We start from the raw sequence: 22,312 nt of genomic DNA, 5'->3' as shown, positions 1-22,312 counted from the left end.
CGCGGCCTCGCGGGCAGCCGCCGACGCGTGCTTGCCCGGCGGCTCTTCGCAGCGCAGGATCCCGGCGACCGGAGTGGTGGCGGTCACCACGTGCCCGACGGCCGGCTGCCGCTTCCCGCGCCCGCAGGAGTACCGGAAATCGGTCTCGATCAGCTGGAACGAGCTGTACGACACATAGTGGCCGACGGGGCCGCTGAACTCGCCGGCACCGCTGTCGAGGGGCGCGTACTCCCCCGGCTCGTCCAGTCCGACGCGTCCGGCTCCCCCTCGTCCGCCAGGCCGACGTGGACGGCGAGCGCGCCGAGCACGTCGGCCGGGCCCGGCACCGGCCCCTCCGTCTTCAGGGAGGCCAGGTCGGTGCGCAGCCGGATCATCGGCCGGGAGGATCTGACGGTTCCCGTGGTGGTGACGTGCTGGGGCTCCGTGACGCCGTTGAGTACGGGGAGGCGCTGGGTGTCGAACCAGGTGCAGGTGCCGCCCCGGCAGGTCTGCGCCGCCGTGGCGAGGGCGCTGTCCGCGCCGGTCCGCCCGGCCTTCGTGGCGGCCGCCGGCGGCTTCCCGCCGCTGTCCTCGGTGCCGCTTCCGCCGCCGGGCACCGAGGTGCAGCCGCTCGTGCCGGCGAGGAGTGCCGTGACGAGTACGGCTGCGGTGGCGAAAGCCCGTGTCCGCTTCATGTTTCCGCCCCCGTGGTCGATTCTTCCGGCGGATTTCACCGGTGGTCGGGACCACGGTCCCCCGGGCGGCAGAGGCGGACACGGGACTTGAGCGACTTCGGAGGTGGGGCTCCGAAGCGGAGTCTCCGAGGTCCGGAGCCAGGGCTCCGGAGCGGGGGTCTCAGAGGTGGGGGGATCGAGCGGCCTCCCGGGTCAACGGGTTGAAGCGACCTTGCCCGCCGGGCACACCGGCGGGCAAGGGATTTGAGCCAGTTCTGAGCTTCTGGCCCTGTTCTGACCTGCTACTTCTTCTTTTTGGCCGGGGCTCCGGCGGCCTGCGGCTTCTTGAAACCGATGTCCTGGTAGTGAGGTGCCCCGAAGCCGAAGGCGCCGACGTTCACCAGTTTCCGGCTCGCTGCCACGAGCTGCGGACGCTGGTAGAGCGGAATCGACCCCGCGGCGGCCCAGATCCGGGCGTCGGCCTGCTTCATCAGATCCCGGGCGGTGCCCTCGTCCAGCTCGGAGACCGCCTGGTCGAAGAGCTGGTCGATGTGGTCCGTGCCGACGCGGGTGTAGTTCTGCTCGACCAGCAGCGAGCCGTCGGTGGCGGGCACCGGCTTCGCGAAGATCGGGCGGTCGTCGGTGGCGGGGTAGGCGGTCGCGGGCCAGGAGTACAGGGCCAGGTCGTAGTCGCCGGAAGCGACGTGGTCCTGGAAGTAGCTCTCGTCGGAGACCTTGGTGATCTCCGTACGGATGCCGACCGATTCGAGCATCGCCGAGATCTTGTCCCCGACGCTGCGCAGCGGCTCCGACCCGGGACCGGACGGCAGGACGAAGCGCAGGGTCAGCGGCTTGCCGTCCTTGCCGAGCGGACCGTGGCGCGTGTCGGCCGCCCGTGCGGGGGCCGCGGTGCCCGCGGGGGCGTACGCACCGGCGGCGCCGCCCGGCCGCTTGTCCTGGGCGGTGACCCTGGCGGGGATGTCCTCGGAGGTGCCGGACTCGGAGAGGTGTCCGGCCTGGCGCAGCAGGACGGAGCTGTGGAACGCCGCGGCGGGGGCGGGGGCGAGTACGTGGGTAACGCCGCCCGTCGGGTCGCCGTCGCCGGGCTTGTCGTCGTCGCCGACGATGTACAGGCCGTCGTCGTCGGCGGCGTGCTCGCGCCGGTCCGCGCCGTCACCGGTCTTGCCGTCCGTGTTGCCCGCCTTCCCGGCGGCCGGGGCCGTCCCCTTCTTCTCCGGGTCCTTCCCGCTCTTCTTCTCCGCGTCCTTCCCGGCGGCCGGGGCCGTCCCCTTCTTCTCCGCGTCCTTCCCGCCCTCCTTTCCGGCCTCGCTGCCCGCCTTGGTGCCGTCCGACTTGCTGACCGCGCCCTCCGGCGTCCAGCCCGCGTCGGCCAGCAGCGCCTGCGCCTCCTCGGTGTCCTGGCCGCCGAGCGCGTCGCTGCTGTCCTTGTACGCGGGCTGCCCGGCCAGGGCCAGGTGGCTGCCGAGCGGCTGCGCGGGCAGGCCGAGCGGCTTGAGCACGGTGTCGACGAGCTCCTGGCGGTTCAGGGCGCGGGCGACCGCCCGGCGCACCCGGTCGTCGGCGAGCGGTCCGGACTCGCCGTTCAGCGCGAGCTGGGTGTAGGCGGGCTCCAGCGACTTGCGCACCACGTAGGCGCTCAGCCCGCCCTGCTCGGTGGCGTACGCCTCGGCGGCGGCCCGGCTCTTCGCCCTGGCCGCCTGCGCGGCGGCCGCTTCCTCGGCGTTCGAGCCGTGTGCCACGGCCCAGGAGCGCAGGGCGGCGGCCGGACCGGTCGCGGCGCCGGGTCCATGGGTGAGCTGCTGCCCGTTCGCGCCCTTGTCGCGGGCCGCCTGCACGATCCGGTGCGCCGCCGCGGCGTCGACGTCGGCCACGTCGACCTTGCCCGCGGCCAGGGCCTCGGTCCGGTCCTTCGGCGCGACGGCCCTGAAGACCAGCGCGTCGAGCTTGACCGGGTTGCCCCACCAGCGCGGGTTGCGGACCAGGGTGACCTCGCCCGCCCGCTTGTCCACCCCGCGCAGCCGGAACGGCCCCGAGGTCGCCTTGAGGGTGGTCCGGGACCCGTCGTTGAAGGCGTCCGGGGAGCCGGTCACCTCCTTCGGGTACAGCGGGGAGAACAGTGAGCGCCAGTCCGCGTACGGCTTGGCGAAGGTGACCCGTACCTCCAGGTCGTCGGCACCGCGCTCGATCTTCTCGATGCGGTCGTAGCCGGCGTTGCGGGCGGTCCAGAACGCCGAGTCCTTGCCGCTCAGCGCCCGCCACTGGGCGACGAAGTCGGGCGCCCCGATCTCCCGGCCGTCGCTCCACACCGCCTGCTGGTTGAGCCGGTAGAGCACCACCTGCCTGGGCTCGCGCTCGACCACCTTCGCGGACTCCAGATAGTCCGGGTTCAGCTGCGGCCTGCCGTTGGCGTCCAGCGGGAAGAGCGTCGGCAGCAGGGCGCCGGTGATCCGGGTGGTGGAGCTGTCGGCGTCCGCCTGGAAGGCGTTGAGGGTGGCGGGCACGGCGTCGATCGCCCAGTCGACCGTGCCGCCCGCGGCGACCAGGTTCCGGCCGGTGACCGCGATGTCCTGAGGGGCGATCCCGGCGGACGTGGAGCCGTCGCCGGAGCTGCAGCCCGCCAGCACGGGGAGCGTCAGCACACCCGTCGTGAGGAGCGCGAGGGAGCGGCGCTTTCGGGCCGTCTCCCGCGGGACGCCGACGTGGGACATGGCTGATACCTCCGGGGCCGGCCCGACCCACCCGTCAGAGGGTGTGCCAGATTGTGCGTTTTTGGTGGCATTTGCAGTTGATCACACTGGTTTCGTCCATCCACTGAAGACGCCCTCGCGCGAGCGGCGGCGCAGACACGGCGCGACGGCCCCGAACCTCACCCGTGCGGCGCAGCGGCCCCGGCTGCCGCGCCGCACGGATGAGGACGACCGGCCAGGAGGATCGGGCCGGCCGGGAGGATCAGCCGAGCAGCGCGACGATCGCCTCCGTCGTGTCCGTCTCGCCCAGGCGCGGGAAGATCCTTTCGACGCTGTTGCGGTGGGCGTCGGCGTCCATGTCGGTGATCGCGTCCGTGACGACCGTGACGTTGTAGCCGTGCTCGTATGCCGAGCGGGCCGTGGACTCCACGCCGATGCTGGTCGCGACGCCGGTGAGGACCACCTGGGTGACGCCGGCGCGACGCAGCCGGAGGTCGAGGCCGGTGCCGTGGAAGGCACCCCAGGTGCGCTTGGTCACCACGATGTCGCCCTCGCGCGGGCCGAGCTCGGGCACGATGTCGGCCCAGTCGGCGGGCAGCTGCCCACCGGCACCCGCCGGCGCCTCGTTGCGGCCGGGGGCGCCGTCGACCACATGGACCAGGACGACCGGGAGGCCCTTGGCGCGGAAGGCGTCGGCGAGGGTGACGGAGTTGGCGACGACGTCGGCGGTGGGGTGGGCGGTGTCCAGGGAGACGATGCCCTTCTGGAGATCGATGACGACCAGGGCGGTCTTCGGGTCGAGGATGGTGGCGGTCATGGTGGTGCTCCTGTGTGGCGTGGGCGAACGGTTCGGATGTGGGTACGTACGGGTACGCGTGCGGGGCGATGCGGGTACGGGCGCGCGGGGTGCGGTGGGGTGACGGCCGGTGCCGGTCCGGCGGACGGCCGCCCGTCACATCCCGGTCCGGCGGCGGAGCGGTGCCGTCACTTCCCGGTCAGCCGGTCCATCAGCTCGATGGCCTCGGCCATGGTGCGGCGATCGGCGCCGTCGAGCTCGGCCGCGATGGCCGAGGCGAGCCAGTCGTGCTTGGCGGCCCGGACCTCGGCGAGCGTCGCGGTCCCGGACTCCGTGAGCGACATCACCGACTTCCGGCCGTCGGCCGGATCGGGCGCCCGCTCGACGAGCCCCTGGCTCTCCAGCGCGCCGAGGGTCAGCCGCATGGACTGCGGACGCACATACTCCGCACGGGCCAGCGCGGCCGTGGTGGCCGGGCCCTCACGGTCCAGCCTGGCGAGCACCGAGCGCTGCGTCGGCGTGAGCAGACCGCCCGACGACGTGCTGCGCAGCCGCCGCAGCAACCGGCCGACCACGGCGGCGAGCTGCGTCGCCAGCTGCTCGGCGGACGGCTCGGCGCGACGGCCGGCGGGTGTGGTTCCAGTCGGTTCCGGCATGCCCTCAAGGTAAAAGATGTGCAGGACACCTTGCAAGGTTGCCTGTCTTTCTTCGGGGCGGTCTTGCCCGTCACGCGGCCCGCGATCTAGGGTGAATGCGCTTTCAGAAGAGGGTCGGTACATGCAACAGCAGGTGCTTCGGTACGGAAGAAGAAGCGGACGGTCGGTCGAGTGAGCGCCCCAACGGTGTACGACGTCGCCGAGCGGTCGGGCGTCTCCATTGCCACGGTTTCGCGGGTCTACCGCACCCCCGATTCGGTACGCGCCCAGACCCGCGAGCGGGTCCTCGAAGCCGCCCGCCAGCTCGGTTACGTACCCAGCGGGAACGCCCGCGGCCTGGCCAGCCGGACCACCGGCGTGCTCGGGCTCTGCTTCCCCGACTACGCCGATCCCGACGCCGAGGCCGACGCGGAGGCGGACAGCGACGCCGACGACGCGGTGATGCTCTACTCCGACCAGATCATCCGCGGCATGGAGCGGGCGGCGCGGCGGCACGGTTACGCGCTGCTGATCGCCGCCTCGCTGGAGGGCGGGCCCGAGAGCCTCGTCGCGAAGGTCGCGGGCCGGGTCGACGGTTTCGCGGTGCTGGCACAGACCGTGCCGACCGAGGACCTCGAAGTGATATCGCGCCGGCTTCCGGTGGTGATGCTCGCCGGCCCCCGCGAGATCGACCATCTCGACCACATCGTCGTCGCGAACGCGGACGGCGAGCGCGAACTGGCCCGCCATCTGATCGAGGACCACGGGCTGCGCAGGCTCGCCTTCGTCGGCGGCGAGGTCGAGTCGCCGGACGCCGAGGCGCGGTTCCTGGGCTTCCGGCAGGCCTGCCGCGACGCCGGGCTCCCGGTGCCGGACGCGCCCGATCTGCGGGCCGAGATGATGACGCAGGCCGAGGGCGCGCGGGCCGCGGAGGCACTGCTCGACCGGCCCGGCGAGCGGCCGGAGGGGGTGCTCTTCGCCAACGACCAGATGGCGGTGGGCGCGCTGCGCGCCCTGGAGCGGCGCGGGGTGCGGGTGCCCGAGGACATCGCGGTGACCGGCTTCGACGGGATTCCGCTGAGCCGGATCGTCCGGCCGCCGCTGACGACCGTGCGCCAGCCGATCCGTCAGCTCGGCGAGCAGGCGGTGGAGCTGCTGGTGCAGCGGCTGGGCAACAGCGGCAGCGAGCCGGTGTCGCTCATGCTCCCGGTGTCCCTGATCCGCCGCGCCAGCTGCGGCTGCGGCTGACGGGAACGGGCGCCCCGCCCCGATCCGGACGAAAGGCCCCGGGGCCGGCCTCGGGGCCGCCGGACACCCGGCACCCCCGTACGTCCCGCGTCACCGCCCCCGTCGCGCCGCGAAGAATCGCTGCCGGGCCGCCCGGAGCTCCGCCACCTCCGCCGCCGTGCCCTCGTACTCGAAGTGGCCCGCGCTCAGCACCAGCAGCTCGTGCTCACCGGCCAGCGCGTTGTGCACGGCGAACTGTCCCGGCGGCGGCACCGAGGGGTCGAAGAGCGCCGCGGCCACCAGCGTGGGCGTCCGCAGCCGCGTCGCGGCCGTGGCCGCGTCGAAGTACGGCAGCACCTCGGTGACCTCGGGGTGGTCCCGGCGGTGGCCCCGCACCGACTCCCCGCTGCCGATGCACGGCAGGCCGAGCCGCAGCGGATGGTTGCCGAAGGTGGGCACCGTCAGCTGCGCGGCCCCGAAGCGGTCGTCCCAGGGCAGCGCCAGCGCGCCGAGCCCACCGCCGAAGCTCTCCCCGAGATACCCGAGCCCCGGGCCGCCCTCCTCCGGCGCCAGTTCCGGCACCAGCTCGCACAGCGCCGACGCCGCGCACCACAGGTCCGCCACGCAGTCGCCGATGACATAGGTGTCGCGCGACTCGATGCCGTGCAGCACATGCGCGGCGGACACGTCCGGGATGCCCGGGTGCAGTCCGCGCGAGCCCATGCCCCGTACGCAGGGCAGGATCGCCGCGGCCCGGGGCAGCGGCAGCGGCACGTCGGGGCCCGGCTCGTCCCGACCGCCGTAGCCGTGCCCGATGACGAATCCGTACTCCGCCGACCCCTCGGCGGGCAGCGCCAGCCAGCCGCCGAGCCGCACCCCGCCCACCGAGGTGAAGGTCACGCCGTGGATCCGTACCCCGTCGCGCTCCTCCTCCAGCGGCCCGAGCTCCGGCTCCGTGGCGACCTTGCGGGCCTCCTCGTACCGGGCCTGCCAGAAGGCGTCGAAATCGTCCGGAGCGGCGGGGGCGGGGACGCCCAGCAGGTCCTGGAGCGTGTATCCGTAAGCCGGATCGAAGGGGAAATCGTGTTCGAGTGAAGCCATGGACACGACCGTATCCGCCCCGTCCGCGACGGTACAGGCCTGTTGATCAACGTGGAGCCGGCAGCGAAATCGGTCACATCATCCCCAATTTCGCAAACGACACACTTACCGTGCCAAGTTGAACATTCAGATGTCCAGCACGTTGCACGAGTGTGACCTAGCACCCTCTTGCGGATTCCTGAATCTCTGCCGCAGAGTGATGTATGCGCTTACAGGCAGCGCATACATCCGGATTGCTCAAGGAGGAGCCCTCCATGTCCCGCACCGCCAGAAACGCCTCGATCGGTATCGCAGTCACGGCTGCGCTCACTCTCGGTCTCACCGCGTGCGGCAGCTCCGGTGGCGACGATGTCGCCGCGGACAAGAAGCAGACGCTCACCGTCTGGGCCATGGGGGCCGAGGGCGAGAAGCTCGCGGATGTGGCCAAGGTGTACGAGAAGGCCAACCCGAACATCACCGTCAAGGTGACCCCGGTCGGCTGGGACGTCGCCCACCAGAAGCTGGTCTCCGCGGCCGCCGCCGGCACCCTGCCGGACGTGGCGCAGATGGGCGGCAGCTACATGGGCGAGTTCGCCGAGCTCGGTGTGCTGGAGCCGGTCGACACCAAGACCTTCGACGAGAAGGACTACTTCCAGTCCGGCTGGAAGCAGGGCGAGGTCGACGGCCAGGCGTACGGCGTGCCGTGGTACGTCGACACCCGCGTCCTGTACTACCGCACCGACCTGGCAGAGAAGGCCGGCATCACCAAGGCTCCGACCAACTGGAAGGAGATGCAGGACCTCGCCACGGCCTACCAGAAGAAGGCCGGAACCAAGTGGGGTCTGTCCATCCAGCCCAGCGGCCTGGACACGGTGCAGAACTTCTACTCCTTCCTGTACTCGGCCGGCGGCGAGATCGTCAACGACAAGGGCGAGGCCGTCATCGACAGCCCCGAGGCCGTCAAGGCGCTCAAGGAGTACGGCTCGTACTTCGACAAGGGGCTCTCCAACAAGTCCGTGCAGCCCGGCTACGACGTGGTCAAGGACTTCGGCAACGGCCGCGTCCCGATGTTCTTCGGCGGCCCGTGGCACGTCACCCTGCTGAACGAGGGCCAGCCGCAGCTCAAGGGCAAGTGGGCGGTGGCCAACGTGCCCGCCGACAAGTCCTCCGTCTCCATGGCCGGCGGCTCCTCCCTGGTGATCTCCAAGGACAGCGAGCACAAGGCCGCCGCCACCGAGTTCATCAAGTACCTGACGGACACCAAGGGCCAGGCCGACTGGTACAAGCGCACCAAGGACCTGCCGGCCAACACCTCCGCCTGGACCTCCGGCGCCCTCGCCGACGACGCCGACCTCCAGGTGTTCAAGAAGCAGATGGACACCGCCAAGGCCTCGCCGTCGCTGTCCAACTGGACGGAGATCACCGACAAGGTCGACCAGGCCATCGCCAAGGTCACCCAGGGCAAGGCGTCCGCCGAGGACGCGCTCAAGACCGCCCAGTCCCAAATCGAAGGCCTCGTGAAGTAGGAGTCATGCGCACCATGACCTCAAAGGCCGCTCAGACGGCCAAGGTGCAGGCCGGGCCGGGGACCTCCGGGTCCCCGGCCACCGGGCCCGCGGGTCGCCGGGGTGGCAAGAAGGCCTCGATGGGCGTGCAGAACGTGGCCGGCTGGCTGTTCTCCACTCCCTTCCTCGTCCTCTTCCTCGTCTTCATGGCGTTCCCGATCATCGCGACGCTGGTGATGAGCTTCACCGACTTCGGGCTGCGCAATGTCACGCACCCGCTGGACGCGAACTTCATCGGCTTCGAGAACTACGTCAATCTGTTCAGCGACGACAAGTTCCTCAAGTCGCTGTTCAACACCGCGTACTTCGTGGTGATCGGCGTCCCGCTGACGATCTTCCTCGGGCTGCTCGTCGCCGTACTGCTGAACAACGGCATCGACCGGGCCCGGACCTTCTTCCGCGTCGGCTTCTACACCCCGGTGGTCACGACCATCGTCGCGGTCGCCGTGGTCTGGCGGTTCGTGCTCGACCCGAGCGACGGGCTCGTCGCGGGGCTCTTCTCCGAAGTGGGCCTCACCTCGCCCGACTTCCTGGGCTCCGAGACGCTCGCCATGCCGTCGATGATCGCGATGGCGGTCTGGCGCAACCTCGGCACGGTCATGGTGCTCTTCATCGCCGGTCTGCAGGCCATCCCCACCGAGGTGCGGGAGGCCGCGCGGCTGGACGGTGCCGGTGTCTGGCAGGAGTTCAAGGGCATCACCGTGCCCCTGCTGCGGCCGACGCTGCTCTACGCCACGGTGATCACGACCATCGGTTACCTCAATGTCTTCGAGGAGCCGTTCGTGATGACCCAGGGCGGTCCCTCGGACTCCACGCTCACCGTCTCGCTGAACATGTACCGCGAGGGCTTCAACTTCTTCCACATGGGCTATGCGAGTGCCATGGCGTATGTCCTCTTCGTAGTGATCATGGGCATCACGGTGCTGCAGCTCCGACTGCTGAAGGACAACACCAAATGAGCGCCACCAGTGCACCGGGCGCCGTCTCGACGGCGCCGTCGAAGAAGCCCGTGGACATGCCGCCGTCCGGGGCGAAGAAGGCCCGCAACCCGAAGCGCGTCCTCGTCTACGTCCTGCTGTCGGTCGGCCTGCTGATCATGTCGGCGCCGTTCCTGTGGATGGCTCTCTCGGCCTTCAAGACGCAGGCGGAGCTGACGGCCAGCCCGCCCGTGTGGCTCCCGACCGAGTGGACCCTGCAGAACTTCCGGGACCTGCTCGACAAGCTCGATCTGCCGCTGTACTTCATGAACTCGGTGATCGTGGCGGTGCTGGTCACCGTCTCGAACCTGGTGTTCTGCTCGATGCTCGGGTACGCCCTGGCCAAGCTGAACTTCGCCGGGCGCAACAAGATCTTCGGCCTGGTTCTCGGCGCCCTGATGGTGCCCGGCAACCTGATGCTGCTGCCGCTGTTCGTGCTGATGAGCAAGCTGCATCTGATCGACACGTACGCCGGCCTGGTGCTGCCGTTCGCCGCCGGAGCCTTCGGGGTCTTCCTGATGCGGCAGTTCATGCAGTCGATCCCGGACGAGCTGCTGGAAGCGGCCCGGATGGACGGCGCCGGTGAGTGGTACATCTTCTGGCGCATCGTGATGCCGCTGGTGAAGCCCGCTCTGGCGACACTGTCGATCTTCACGTTCCTGGGCTCCTGGAACAACTTCGTCTGGCCGCTCATCGCGACCAACGACCCCGACAAGTACACCCTGCCGGTCGCGCTGGCCACCTTCGCCACCGACCCCAACAAGGCGGGGGGCTCCAACGGCATGCTGATGGCCGGTTCCCTGCTGGTCGTCCTGCCCGTCGTGGTCCTGTTCATCGCGCTCCAGCGGCACTTCACCCAGGGCATCGCCACGGCGGGCATGAAGTAGCCCGCCCCGGCGGCCCCACCGAAACGTACGAGGCCACGGCCCCACACCCGTCGGCCACACCCCTTCATCACCAGAAAGACGGTTTGCGATGACGCACACCCAGGTCCCGTTCCCCGAAGGCTTCCTGTGGGGCGCCTCCACGGCCGCCCACCAGATCGAGGGCAACAACGTCAATTGCGACTGGTGGGTCAAGGAGCACGCCGCGGGCACCCACATCCAGGAGCCCAGCCTGGACGCCTGCGACAGCTACCACCGCTGGCACGAGGACATGGACACGCTGGCCGGTCTGGGCTTCACCGACTACCGGTTCTCCATCGAGTGGGCGCGCATCGAGCCGGTCGAGGGCCGGTTCTCCCGGGCCGAGATCGCCCACTACCGCCGCATGGTCGAGGGCGCCATCGAGCGCGGCCTGCGTCCCATGATCACCCTGCACCACTTCACCGTGCCGCAGTGGTTCGAGGCGCGCGGCGGTTGGACCGCCGAGGGCGCGACCGAGCTCTTCGCGCGCTACGTCGCGGCCTGCGCGCCGGTGATCGCCGAGGGCGTCAGCCACGTCTGCACCATCAACGAGCCGAACATGATCGCCGTGATGGCCGGCCAGGCCAAGCGGGGCGACAACAGCTTCCCGCCCGCCGGCCTGCCGACCCCCGACGACGAGACCACCGAGGCCGTCATCGCCGCGCACCACGCGGCCGTCAAGGAGGTCCGGGCGATCGACCCGGCCATCCAGGTCGGCTGGACCATCGCCAACCAGGTCTACCAGGCGCTGCCCGGCGCCGAGGAGGTCACCGCGGCCTACCGTCACCCCCGCGAGGACGTCTTCATCGAGGCCGCCCGCGGCGACGACTGGATCGGTGTCCAGTCCTACACCCGGACCAAGATCGGCACCGACGGCCCGATACCGACGGCCGACGGCGTCGAGCGCACCCTCACGCAGTGGGAGTACTACCCCTCCGCGGTCGGCCACGCGCTGCGCCACACCGCCGAGGTCCTGGGCAACGGCATCCCGCTGATCGTGACCGAGAACGGCATCGCGACCGACGACGACAGCCGCCGGGTCGACTACTACACCGGCGCCCTGAACGAGGTCGCGTCCGCGATCCAGGACGGTCTGAACATCCAGGGCTACCTGGCCTGGAGCGCGCTCGACAACTACGAGTGGGGCTCCTACAAGCCCACCTTCGGCCTGATCGGCTGGGACCCGGAGACCTTCGAGCGCCTGCCCAAGCCGTCCGCCGTCTGGCTGGGCGAGATGGGCCGCACGCGCGCCCTGCCGCGCATCGCCGACTGACCTCGGCCCCCGAGCCGACCGACCTCGGCTCCCCCCGACCGGGAGCGACCTGACCGCTCCCGCCCGTACGGGAACCGGCGACACCTGACGGACGCCGGTTCCCGTACAGCAGGGTCCCCCGGACCCTGTGCCCGCGTACGGCGCCGCTCGTGTCCTGCCCTGCTCACGAGCGGCGGCGCACGCGGATGCCGTACGCAGCACGGCGCCCCGCGCCCGCAATCACGACCGACGAACGAAATCCGCCCACCGCCCGCAGTCGGTGGCTCTTCTTCGAGGGGTTCTGATGGACCGTCGTACGTTTCTCACCGCAGCGGGGACAGGGGCCGCCGCCCTGTCGCTCGGAGCCGTGGCCGCGCCCCCGGCGGGCGCCGCCCAGCCCGTGCGCGGCTCGCACGCCCCGTTGCTCCTGCGCTGGTTCCGCGACACGTATCGCTCGATCGAGGCCATGACGACCGACTTCGGTCTGGCCGTCGACAAGATCGATGTCAGCAGGCCCGGCGCCCCCGTCCAGTCGCGTCAGACCTCCCCCACCAACATCGGGTGCGGCCTCTGGTCGACCGTGGCCGCCGCCGGGCTCGGGGTGATCGACGACGACACCATGCGCCGCCGGCTGGAGCGCACCGTGCGGGCCGTCGAGACGCTGGAGCGGCACCACGGCTTCTGGCTCAACTGGTACGACGCGCACGACGGTTCGGTCCTCACCGAGTGGCCCGGCACCGGCGACCCGGTCCGCCCGTTCCTGTCCTCCGTCGACAACGCCTGGCTGATCACCGGTCTGCGCATCGCCGCCGACGCCTCGCCCGCGCTGCGCCCCCGCGTCGCCCGCATCCTGGCGACCGCCGACTGGTCCTACTACTACACGCCGTACGACCCGGCCGACCCGGTCGCCGGCCCCGGCCAGCTGCGCGGCGGGTTCTGGCCCGACACCGAGGAGCCCACCGGCCACCACTACGGCGCGCTCAACACGGAGCCCCGCATGGCCAGTTACCTGGGCATCGCGGACGGCTCGCTGCCCGCCGACCACTACTGGCACCTGCTGCGCACGATGCTCCCCGAGCACGAGCAGGAGCAGCACCCGCAGGGCAGCTACGTCGCCATGGACGGCGTACGCGTCTGGCAGGGGCACTACACCCACCGCGGCCGGAAGATCGTGCCCACCTGGGGCGGGTCGATGTTCGAGGCCCTGATGGTGCCGCTGTTCGTGCCGGAGGCGGAGTGGTCGCCGAGCGCCTGGGGCCTCACGCACCGCCGGTACGTCCGCAGCCAGATCGAGCACGGCATGGAAGAGGCGGGGTACGGGTACTGGGGCTTCTCCCCCGCCAACATCCCCGAGGGCGGCTACCAGGAGTACGGTGTCGACGCGATCGGCATGCAGGTCGACGGCTACGCCTCCAACACCGACCGTACGTACACGAAGGACGGCGAACCGCTGCCGCCCGCGTCGGCGTTCACCAACGGTGTGGTCACCCCGCACGCCTCCTTCCTCGCCCTGCCCTACGCCCCGGACGAGGTGATCGCCAACCTGCGCGCGCTCGACCGCGACTTCGGCGCGTACCACGCCGGATACGGCTTCCGGGACTCCGTCAATGTCGGCACCGGGCGAGTCAGCGACTACCTGCTCGCGCTCGACCAGGGCATGATCGCCGCGGCACTGGCCCAGGCGATCCGCCCCGGCCTGCTGCAGAGGCCGTTCCGGACCGGCGGGTTCCAGTCGCAGGTGCGGCCGCTGCTCGCCAAGGAGCGGTTCTCCATCTGAATCCCCTGAGACGTGGTGGCGTACCGGTCCGGGGCGGAGCGCTCGGGGCCCGGCCCCGGCCCGGTACGCCGCCGCTCAGTTCCAGCCCTCGCGGTACGCCGCCCAGTCGCCGTCCCGCGCGGCGAAGTCGACGTAGAGCGCGACCCCGAACCGGTCGCGGGCGCGGTCCGTGCGTCCCAGTCCCAGTCGGGTGCCCCGGACCGCGGCCGCGACCGTCTCGGCCGACTCGTGGTGTCCCAGGTCGTTCTCGTGGAAGAACGGCAGTCCCATCAGCAGATCGGTGCCCTCCGGCGTCACTTCGAGCGCGAGTGCCGTCTGCTGGGCGACATAGCCGCCGAACATCCCCTCCAGGGGCATCCAGGTGTCGTACGACATGACGGCGATCTGGTCGACCCGGCGCGCGACCTGTCCGAAGAACTTCTGCGACCACCATTTCTGCCGGCCGCTGAGCGCGCCGATCACGCTGTGCGCCGCCGGCAGCGGGTCGATCTGGTGGGCGGCGACCGACAGTTGCGCCTTGCGAGCCCCGGTGAGCGCACCGAGGTCGTCGAGGAGCGAGAGGTAGTGGCGGTCGCCGGAGTGCAGCGGCTCCAGGTCGAAATGGACGCCGTCGAACCCGGCGTCCAGAATCTGCCGGGCCGACGCGACCACGGCGGCGCGGGACGCGGCCCGCTCCAGGCGCAGCCCCTCGGGCCCCTCGGTGGCGAGTACGTCGCCGAGCCAGGCCTGGACCCGGATGCCGGGCAGGGTGCGGTGCACGGCGTCGAGCAGCCACCGGGCCCTCGGGTAGCTCGTGGCGGGCAGGGTGCCGTCGTGTTCCAGCGGTCCGGCGTGGACGTACAGGTCCTTGATCCCCGTCCCCTCGATCCGGGCGGCGAACGCGGCGAGGTCGGCGTCGTCCTTGCGCCCGTCGACCCAGGCGTGGCCGAGCCAGATGGCGTCGCGGCCACGGGTGCGGGTGCCGTCGCCCGGGTCGCCGGAGTAGTTGAGCCGCAGGGCGACGCCCGCGGTGAGGACCGGCGCCACGATCACCAGGACCGCTCCCAGTGCGATCCTTCTCGGCCAGGTCCACCGGAACCGGGCCGCCCTCTTCCGTATGTCCCCGGCCATGCGCCTGATCCCCGTGAGCACGTCCGTCTCCCCCTGTATGCCGGTGTGCCGTCGCCGTACGAACGGCATCATGACGCACTTCCCGGGGACCGATGGCGGGCCCGGTCGCCGGGTCGCGGGTGACAGAGGGTGGACATAGCCTCACAAATGTGATGCCGCTCGTGAGTCGTACCCGGATATCCATACCGGGGCGGGCCCTTCTCGCCGTGCTGATGACGGTGTGCTGGCTGGCCCTTCCCGCAGCGCTCCCCGCTCGCGCCGACGGTCCCGTCACGCTGTCCCGGGACGGGCAGATCACCGACAAGGTGGGGGCGCTCGGGGACCGCAGGGACCAGGTGCGGGCCGCACTCGACCGGCTGTACGCGGACCGCCGCGTCCAGCTCTTCGTCGTGTACGTGCGGGACTTCTCCGGCCGGTCCGCGCAGAGCTGGGCCGATCTGACGGCCGACCGGAACGGCCTCGGCAGCGATGACGTCCTGCTCGCCGTCGCCACCCATGACCGGCAGTACGCGTACACCGTCGACCAGGGCTCACGCCTCACCGACGCACAGCTGAAGGACGTGGCGCGCACGGCGATCGAGCCCGCGCTCAAGGAGAACGACTGGGCCGGCGCGGCGATCGGCGCGGCGAACGGGTACTCCGCCGTACTGGCCGGCAAGGCCGTGCCCACTCCGGCCGTCACACCCGGGATCGCCGATCCCGGATCCGGTGGCTCCGGCGGGACGAGCGCCGTGGACCTGATTCTTCCGGTGGTCGTCGTCGGCGCGGCGGCAGCGGTGGCCGGCTACGCGTACACCCGGCGCAAACGGCGCACCACGACCCGCACCACGCCCGGCGCGAAGGGCTGGGGCCCCGCCTCCGCCGGACCGGGCGGTCCGCCGCCGACGCCGTTGCCGGAGCTCGACGCCCGCGCGAAGGAGGCGCTGGTGGAGACCGACGACGCGGTCCGCACCAGCGAGGAGGAACTGGGTTTCGCCACCGCCCAGTTCGGCGAGGAGGCCGCGGCCCCCTTCACGGAGGCCGTCGGCCATGCGAAGGGCGAGCTGACGGCCGCGTTCCGGCTGCGTCAGCAGCTGGACGACGCCTTTCCCGAGGACGACGCGACCAGACGCCGGATGCTGGAGGAGATCATCGGCCGCTGCGCGGACGCGGGCTCCCGCCTCGACGCGGTGTCCGAGGACTTCGACCGGCTGCGCGCCCTGGAACGCGACGCCCCACAGGCCCTGGCCACGGCCGAGGCGGCGTTCCGGGCTCTCGCCGGGCGCGTCTCCGCGGCCGAGGCCGCCCTGGCCACGATGCGCAGCCGGTACGCGCAATCCGCGTCCGCGTCCGTCGCCGGTGACATCGAGCAGGCCAAGGACCGGCTCCTGTTCGCCACGTCGAGCCTCAACCGGGCCCGGCAGTCGGTGGACGCCACGGACCATTCCGCGGCGGCGGTGTACATCCGGGCCGCCGAGGGCGCCGTCGACCAGGCGACCACCCTCGTCGACGCGGTGGACCGGCGGACCCGGGAACTCGCCGAGGCGGCGGACAAGCTGCCCGGCGCCCTCACCGAGACGGAGACCGACCTGGCCGACGCGGGCGGGCTGCTCGAAGGCGCCGGGGGCGGTGCGCCGACGGCGGACCTGCGGGGCCGGATCGCCCGCGCCCGGTCGGTGCTCGCCGATGTGCGGGAGGAGCTGCGGGCCGGTCCGTACGACCCTATCGACGCGCTGCGCCGGGTGGAGGAGGCGGACGCGGCGCTCGACGCGGCGCTGGCCGGCGTCCGCGAGCAGGAACAGGGCGACCGGCGGGCGCTCTCCCTCCTGGACGGGGCGACGCTCACCGCGCGCTCGGCAATCGCCGCCGCGGCCGACTACATCACCACGAACCGGGGAGCGGTGGGCAGCCAGGCCCGGACCCGCCTGGCGGAGGCGCAGCGGCGGCTGGACCGGTCCCGCGAGCTGGCCGGGTCGAAGGATCCGCAGGGGGCGCTGGCCGAGGCGCAGCAGGCGGACTCGCTGGCCGGGCAGGCCCGGAGCCTGGCCGAGCAGGACGTGCGGTCGTACGGGAGCGGTCCGGGCGGCACCCGGGCGGGGGGCGGCGGGGTCGGTGGCGCGGTGCTCGGCGGGATCATCCTCGGCGGGCTCCTGGGCGGCGGAGGGGGCGGACGCGGCGGCGGGGGTCACGGAGGAGGGTTCGGCGGCGGGGGCCGTACCGGGGGCGGCGGGCCCGGCAGCTTCGGCGGCGGGGGCACGCGCGGCCGGCGCGGTGGCGGCGGCCGTTTCTGAGCCGGCGGCACGGATGCCGGCCCGAGGACACATACGGAATCCACCCGGAGAACCGCACTCGCACAAGGAGAGGTCCATGACCAAGCAGACCATTCTCGGCCGCGTCACCCAGCTCGCGAAGGCCAACATCAACGCGCTGCTCGATCAGGCCGAGGATCCGCAGAAGATGCTGGACCAGCTGATCCGCGACTACACGGCCAACATCTCGGAGGCCGAGCAGGCAATCGCCGCGACCATCGGCAATCTGCGGCTGATGGAACAGGACCACCAGGAGGACGTGGAAGCGGCGAAGGAGTGGGGCGGCAAGGCGCTCGCCGCCAGTCGCAAGGCCGACGAGCTGCGGGCGGCCGGGGCGGGCGCGGAGGCGGACAAGTTCGACAACCTGGCCAAGGTCGCGCTCGGCCGTCAGCTCCAGTCGGAGAAGGAGGCGAGGACCGCGGAGCCGACCATCACTTCGCAGACCGAGGTGGTGGACAAGCTCAAGTCCGGCCTGGACCGGATGAAGACCAAGCTGACGGAGCTGAAGTCCAAGCGGGACGAGCTCGTCGCACGCGCCAAGTCCGCCCAGGCGCAGAACCGGATGATGGACTCCGTCAAGAACATCGATGTGCTCGACCCGACCAGCGAGCTCAGCCGTTTCGAGGACAAGGTGCGGCGCGAGGAGGCGAGGGCGCTGGGCAAGCAGGAGCTCGCCGCGTCGTCCCTGGACGCCCAGTTCGAGCAGCTGGACAGTCTGGGCGACAGCGCCGAGATCGATGCCCGGCTGGCCGCGCTGAAGACGGCCTCATGACCGCTGCCGGACAGGCCCTGGCCCGGTGGCCCGCTCAGTACATGCTCAGCAGCTGCTCGATCGAGAGTTCGGCGGCCGGCTCCCCGTCGGGCAGGGCCAGCTCGAACCAGACGGTCTTGCCGCGCGGTGTCCGCCTCGACCCCCAGGCCACGCTCAGCAGCCCGACCAGCTGGAGTCCGCGTCCGCCCTCGTCGGTGTCGCGGGCCCGCCGCCGCCGGGGCTGGACGAGTCCGGCGTCCCACACCTCGCACACCAGGGTGCGGTCGCGCAGCAGCCTGAGCCGGATCTCGCCCTCCCCGTACCGCAGGGCGTTGGTGACCAGCTCGCTGACCAGCAGTTCGGTGGTGTCCACCAGGTCGTCCAGGCCCCAGGCGAGCAGTCGGCCCCGGGCCAGTTCGCGGGCGCGGCCGACGGAGCGCGGCTCGCGGGGCAGCCGCCAGTCGCCGACCGCGTCGGCCGGCAGTCCCTGGATACGGGCCATCAGCAGGGCGATGTCGTCCTCGCCGTGCCGGGTGTCGAGCGTGGTCAGTACGTGGTCGCAGAGGTCCTCGATCGGCCGCTGCGGATCGACGAGCGCTCCGCGCAGGGCGTCGAGGCCCTCGTCGAGCGGGTGGTCGCGGGACTCGACGAGCCCGTCGGTGTAGAGGGCGAGGAGGGAACCCTCCTTCAGTTCGACCTCGACCTCCTCGAAGGGTTCGCCGCCGACGCCGAGCGGCATGCCGGGCGGGACGTCGAGCAGCAGGGCGGCCTCGCCCGGTTCGACCACGGCGGGCGGGAGGTGGCCCGCGTTGGCGAAGGTGCACCGCCGGGTGACCGGGTCGTAGACCGCGTACACACAGGTCGCCAGATAGACCTCGGAGAGATCCGCCTCGCGGGACTTGTGGGCGGCCCGTGAGGGCCATTGGGGGCCGCCTGACGCGTTGCCGCCACCGGGGGTGCCGAGTCCGCGGGCGACCTCGTCGAGCGCGGAGAGCACCTCGGCGGGTTCCAGGTCCAGGAGGGCCAGGGTCCGTACGGCGGTGCGCAGTTCACCCATGGCCACGGCGGCCCGCAGCCCGCGGCCCATCACGTCGCCGACGACCAGGGCGGTGCGGTGGCCGGGGAGTTCGATCACGTCGAACCAGTCGCCGCCCACCTCGGTGGCCGTGTTGCCGGGAAGGTAGCGGCAGGCGATGTCGAGGCCCGCGGCCACCGGGTCACCCGGCGGCAGGAGGCTGCGCTGGAGAATCAGCGCGCGCTCGTGCTCGCGGCGGTAGAGGCGGGCGTTGTCGATGCAGACCGCGGCGCGGGCGGCGAGCTCGGTGGCCAGTGCGCGGTCCCGCTCGCCGAAGGGTTCGCTGCCCTTCGTACGGGAGAACTGCACCAGGCCGACCACCGTGTCGTGGGCGACCATCGGTACCGCGAGGGTGGACTGGACGAAGCCGCGGTCGTCGCCGGGCACGTCCTCGACGTGACCGGTGCGCAGGGCGATGGCGCACGGCGAGTTGAACGAGAAGCGGTGCACGGAGCCGAGCTCGGGCGAGCCGGTGTCCCCGGCGGTGTCGGGCAGGGCGTCCGACACCGCGCTGGCCAGGGCGACACGGCGCAGTTCGGCGGAGCCGCCGACGGATACCTGACGGAGCGAATCCCAGCTTCCGGGTGGCGCGTCGTCGCCGGTGAGCAGTCCCTGGTAGAGGTCGACGGAGGCGAGGTCGCAGAAGCCGGGCACGGCGACATCGAGGAGTTCGCGGGCGGTGGTCTCCAGGTCGAGGGAGTTGCCGATACGGGCACTGGCCTCGTTGAGCAGCGCGAGGTTGCGGCGGGCGCTGGCGGCCTCGCGGGCGGCGATGTGCCTCCGGGTGACATCGGTGGCCAGTCCGGCGACGCCGATGGGGCGGCCGGAGCCGCTGTGCACGCGGTAGAGGTTCATGGACCAGTGGCGGCTGCCGGGTTCGCCGGGCGCGGTCCCGATGATCTGGAGATCGGTGACGGATGTCCCGGTCGCGAGGACGCGCTCGATGGTGGCGGTGAGCCGGTCGGCCTCGGGGCCGGAGAGGTAGTCCTCGACCGTGCGGCCGCGGTGGTCCTCGGCCCGGCCGCCGAAGACGGTGGCGAAGCGCTGGTTGGCGCGGATCACCGCGAGGTCGGTACCGAACAGCACGAAGCCGAAGGGAGATTGGCCGAATATGGCCTGTGACGCGGCAAGGTCCGTCTCGATGTGGCGCAGCGCCCGGACGTCCACGACGATGCAGAGCGCGGCCCGTTCCCCGCTCGCCGTCCCGCTCGGCATCACATAGATCTCGGCGAGCCCGCGCATGCCGTCCTCGCCCGGTATCCGGAAGGGGACGAGGCCCGTCCACTCCTTGCCGTCGAGGATCTCGCCGACTCTGCGACGGCCGTCGGTGCGCAGTTCGGCGGGCATGAACGCCTCGACCGGATCCAGGCCCACCGCTCTGTCCGCGGCAATGCCGAAGAGGCCGGCGGCCCGGCGGCTCCACTGCTCGATCAGGCCATCGGGGCCGATCGAGAAGGAGGCGACCCTGATGTAGTCGTAGATCGAGCCAGGCGGGCTGCTCTGCCACACGATCTCGCCCGCTGTCCCAGGTATTTCGCTCACGCGACCGTCCCCTCCAGCTCACACACCGGACCGGTCCTGCCCGCAGTATTCAGCACTCCGGCCCCAACCGACACGGCGTTCACGATCACAGCACGGTCTCAGTCCCTTTCAGCCAGCTTCTGGCCGACCCCTGGTGATCGCTGTCCGTCCCACCCCACTCCTAACCAGGCAGGGCCAGCTCGAACCACACGGTCTTGCCGGTCTTTCCCCGACGGGTCCCCCAGCGGCGGGCGGAACACGCCACCAGCTGCAGCCCCCTGCCCCCTTCGTCCTCCGGTCCAGCCATACGTTCGGTGGGCGGATCCGGAAGCGGATCGGAGACCTCCACGAGCAGTCCCGGGTGTGCGGCGGGGCTGTCACCGTTGAGATGAGGGCGCACCAGCCGTACGCCGATGGGGCCCGATGTATACCGCATCGAGTTGGTCACCAACTCGCTGACCAGCAGAACTGTCACATCCCCGACGGCCGCGTCGAGCCCCCAGGCACCCAACGCCTCATGGACGGCATGCCGTGCCGATCGCACGGCGCCCGGCACAGCCGGAAAGGTCCACTCGGCGCAGTCGCCCGCACTGTCGATCACCCCGATCACTTCCCAAGACCCGCAGCGGGGAACACCCTGTTTACAAGGGTTATTCAGCACATACCCGATATTTGGGGTGAATTATCGCCAGGAACGACACGTGGGGCGTACGGGTGTACGGCCGCGCACACGAACAGATGCGCACAGAGAGAAGGGCGCACAAGGCGATCGGCACGCGCCGCCGTCATGGCGTTCGCCCCGGTCGACCGCCTGCCCAGCGCGCCCCGCACGTACCGGCACCGGACCCGGCCCGGACATGGGTTCTGCTGCTGGTACCCGCGATGTCGTCGGCCATGCAGCGGGAACCCGGCGATGATGGCCGCGGAGCGGCGACGGCGACTGCGGCGGCCTCCGGAGCGCAGCCCGGCCTCTCCCGCCTTCCCGAACTGCCGGGCCGGGCGAGCGGATCGGGCCTCCGCATCGCCTTCACCGGGACCGGCGCACCTTCAACCACGCCGGTTCCGGGGCCCGTTGCGGGATGTGGTTCCGGTCCCGCCGGGCGACGGGACGGGGGCGACCCGGACGAGGGCGGCTCAGGCCAGCGCGCCGGCGGCCTTGAGGTCGTCGAAGAGCAGTTGGTCGACCGGCGGGACGAGCGATCGGTCGGCGTAGGAGAACCAGGCCATCTCCTCGATCTCGCTGCTGGCGGCCAGCGTCCCGTGATACTCACCGGCGTAGCAGCTCATGCGCACGACCACGCCGTCCGGATGGCCGTGCGCCTGCGCTTCGTACGTACCCATGTGGGACACCGTCCCCGGGAGGATGGCCACGGTCAGCTCCTCCTCGACCTCACGCAGCAGGGTCTGCAGGTCGGTCTCCCGGCCCTCCCGCTTGCCACCGGGGATGTAGAAGACGTCCTTCCCCCGTGGTCGTGCGCAGAGGATCCTGCCGTTCTCCACCCGCACCCATGCCACCGTGTCGATCAGGACCGACATCATTCCGCCTTCGTTCATGTGCAACCCGGTCGGACAGGACCTTAGCGGGGCGGAAGCCGCCCGCCGGAACGCCCTCGCAACCGCAGGACCGGCGGGCGACCGGCGCGGGCGACGGAGCACGGGCGACCGGCTCGACGAACGCAGACCCGGTCGCGCGCCGGAGCGCGGCCACCGCTTCGCCGCGCCCCCCGCGGTCGCTCTACGGTCGGGCGCTCTGTCCGGCCTGCTCCACCCAGTAGAGCTGCTTGTGTCCGTGTTCATCGAGCTTGTCGGCGATCTTCTGGGCCTCGCCCTGCGTGGCGTATCTGCCGACGCGATAGCGATTGCCGTTGTCGTCCTGCCTTATGACCAGCCACGGGAGATCAGCACCGCTGTCGCTCATCGCGTCCCTCCCCAGCATCGCGCCCCTCCCTCGAACGTCGTGCACGTCACTAAAGATCCCCAGGAAACCGCAGT

18 protein-coding genes are annotated in these 22,312 nt (G+C 71.4%); 8 read left to right on the top strand and 10 right to left on the bottom strand.

All coding sequences use genetic code 11. The annotated features are described in order from the left end of the window. Positions 1 to 149 precede the first annotated feature (149 nt). The 4 genes from ACFV8T_RS35805 to ACFV8T_RS35790 form a co-directional block, all read right to left on the bottom strand. Complete coding sequence (locus ACFV8T_RS35805; RefSeq protein WP_385335730.1) at positions 150 to 674, bottom strand: hypothetical protein; 525 nt, start codon at positions 672 to 674, stop codon at positions 150 to 152. Positions 675 to 955: 281 nt separating this feature from the next. Continuing rightward, complete coding sequence (locus tag ACFV8T_RS35800) at positions 956 to 3,382, bottom strand: ABC transporter substrate-binding protein (RefSeq protein ID WP_385335728.1); 2,427 nt, start codon at positions 3,380 to 3,382, stop codon at positions 956 to 958. Between the two features lie 241 nt (positions 3,383 to 3,623). After that, positions 3,624 to 4,178, bottom strand: coding sequence for an isochorismatase family protein (locus ACFV8T_RS35795; RefSeq protein ID WP_385335726.1), 555 nt, complete (start codon positions 4,176 to 4,178; stop codon positions 3,624 to 3,626). Between the two features lie 167 nt (positions 4,179 to 4,345). Next, on the bottom strand, positions 4,346 to 4,813 hold the full coding sequence (locus tag ACFV8T_RS35790; RefSeq protein WP_385335724.1) for a MarR family winged helix-turn-helix transcriptional regulator: 468 nt from the start codon (positions 4,811 to 4,813) through the stop codon (positions 4,346 to 4,348). A gap of 171 nt (positions 4,814 to 4,984) precedes the next feature. Here ACFV8T_RS35790 and ACFV8T_RS35785 point away from each other — a divergent pair, with 171 nt between their 5' ends. Beyond that, positions 4,985 to 6,040: a LacI family DNA-binding transcriptional regulator gene (locus ACFV8T_RS35785; protein WP_385335722.1), complete on the top strand. Its 1,056-nt coding sequence runs from the start codon at positions 4,985 to 4,987 to the stop codon at positions 6,038 to 6,040. A gap of 90 nt (positions 6,041 to 6,130) precedes the next feature. Here the strand turns inward: ACFV8T_RS35785 and ACFV8T_RS35780 are convergent, their stop codons facing one another. Beyond that, positions 6,131 to 7,120: an acetylxylan esterase gene (locus ACFV8T_RS35780; RefSeq protein ID WP_385335720.1), complete on the bottom strand. Its 990-nt coding sequence runs from the start codon at positions 7,118 to 7,120 to the stop codon at positions 6,131 to 6,133. Between the two features lie 254 nt (positions 7,121 to 7,374). Here ACFV8T_RS35780 and ACFV8T_RS35775 point away from each other — a divergent pair, with 254 nt between their 5' ends. The 5 genes from ACFV8T_RS35775 to ACFV8T_RS35755 all read left to right on the top strand — a co-directional run bounded on the left by ACFV8T_RS35775 (position 7,375) and on the right by ACFV8T_RS35755 (position 13,575). Next, positions 7,375 to 8,625 (top strand): sugar ABC transporter substrate-binding protein, encoded by a 1,251-nt coding sequence (locus tag ACFV8T_RS35775; RefSeq protein ID WP_385335718.1) that lies wholly within the window; start codon positions 7,375 to 7,377, stop codon positions 8,623 to 8,625. 5 nt (positions 8,626 to 8,630) lie between these two features. Then, entirely contained in the window at positions 8,631 to 9,623 is a 993-nt protein-coding gene (locus tag ACFV8T_RS35770) for a carbohydrate ABC transporter permease (RefSeq protein WP_385335716.1), read from the top strand. Next, the gene (locus ACFV8T_RS35765; protein WP_385335714.1) at positions 9,620 to 10,528 is read left to right on the top strand and encodes a carbohydrate ABC transporter permease; all 909 of its coding nucleotides are present in this window, start codon (positions 9,620 to 9,622) and stop codon (positions 10,526 to 10,528) included. The genes ACFV8T_RS35770 and ACFV8T_RS35765 overlap by 4 nt, the downstream gene beginning before the upstream one ends. A gap of 88 nt (positions 10,529 to 10,616) precedes the next feature. Next, a complete protein-coding gene (locus ACFV8T_RS35760; RefSeq protein WP_266414784.1) occupies positions 10,617 to 11,819 on the top strand; it encodes a glycoside hydrolase family 1 protein in 1,203 nt (400 codons plus the stop codon). A gap of 283 nt (positions 11,820 to 12,102) precedes the next feature. Continuing rightward, complete coding sequence (locus ACFV8T_RS35755) at positions 12,103 to 13,575, top strand: glucoamylase family protein (protein WP_385335712.1); 1,473 nt, start codon at positions 12,103 to 12,105, stop codon at positions 13,573 to 13,575. 75 nt (positions 13,576 to 13,650) lie between these two features. Here the strand turns inward: ACFV8T_RS35755 and ACFV8T_RS35750 are convergent, their stop codons facing one another. Next, entirely contained in the window at positions 13,651 to 14,685 is a 1,035-nt protein-coding gene (locus tag ACFV8T_RS35750) for a hypothetical protein (protein WP_385335710.1), read from the bottom strand. Positions 14,686 to 14,846: 161 nt separating this feature from the next. Between ACFV8T_RS35750 and ACFV8T_RS35745 the strand changes: the two genes are divergently transcribed. Together ACFV8T_RS35745 and ACFV8T_RS35740 are read left to right on the top strand one after the other, a co-directional pair. After that, on the top strand, positions 14,847 to 16,955 hold the full coding sequence (locus ACFV8T_RS35745; RefSeq protein WP_385335803.1) for a TPM domain-containing protein: 2,109 nt from the start codon (positions 14,847 to 14,849) through the stop codon (positions 16,953 to 16,955). 76 nt (positions 16,956 to 17,031) lie between these two features. Further along, entirely contained in the window at positions 17,032 to 17,745 is a 714-nt protein-coding gene (locus ACFV8T_RS35740; protein WP_385335708.1) for a PspA/IM30 family protein, read from the top strand. Between the two features lie 34 nt (positions 17,746 to 17,779). Here the strand turns inward: ACFV8T_RS35740 and ACFV8T_RS35735 are convergent, their stop codons facing one another. From ACFV8T_RS35735 to ACFV8T_RS35720, 4 genes are all read right to left on the bottom strand, one after another. Further along, the gene (locus tag ACFV8T_RS35735) at positions 17,780 to 20,308 is read right to left on the bottom strand and encodes a SpoIIE family protein phosphatase (protein ID WP_385335801.1); all 2,529 of its coding nucleotides are present in this window, start codon (positions 20,306 to 20,308) and stop codon (positions 17,780 to 17,782) included. A gap of 193 nt (positions 20,309 to 20,501) precedes the next feature. Continuing rightward, positions 20,502 to 20,930, bottom strand: coding sequence for an ATP-binding protein (locus tag ACFV8T_RS35730; protein WP_385335706.1), 429 nt, complete (start codon positions 20,928 to 20,930; stop codon positions 20,502 to 20,504). A 524-nt stretch (positions 20,931 to 21,454) separates the two neighbouring features. Continuing rightward, positions 21,455 to 21,859: an NUDIX domain-containing protein gene (locus ACFV8T_RS35725; RefSeq protein ID WP_385335799.1), complete on the bottom strand. Its 405-nt coding sequence runs from the start codon at positions 21,857 to 21,859 to the stop codon at positions 21,455 to 21,457. Positions 21,860 to 22,055: 196 nt separating this feature from the next. Further along, on the bottom strand, positions 22,056 to 22,256 hold the full coding sequence (locus tag ACFV8T_RS35720; RefSeq protein WP_385335704.1) for an SPOR domain-containing protein: 201 nt from the start codon (positions 22,254 to 22,256) through the stop codon (positions 22,056 to 22,058). Positions 22,257 to 22,312 lie beyond the last annotated feature (56 nt).

Source organism: Streptomyces sp. NPDC059832, assembly GCF_042731715.1.
Lineage (GTDB): Bacteria > Actinomycetota > Actinomycetes > Streptomycetales > Streptomycetaceae > Streptomyces.
Note: the sequence above shows the minus strand (reverse complement) of the source record. Positions and strands in the feature narration are given on the sequence as shown.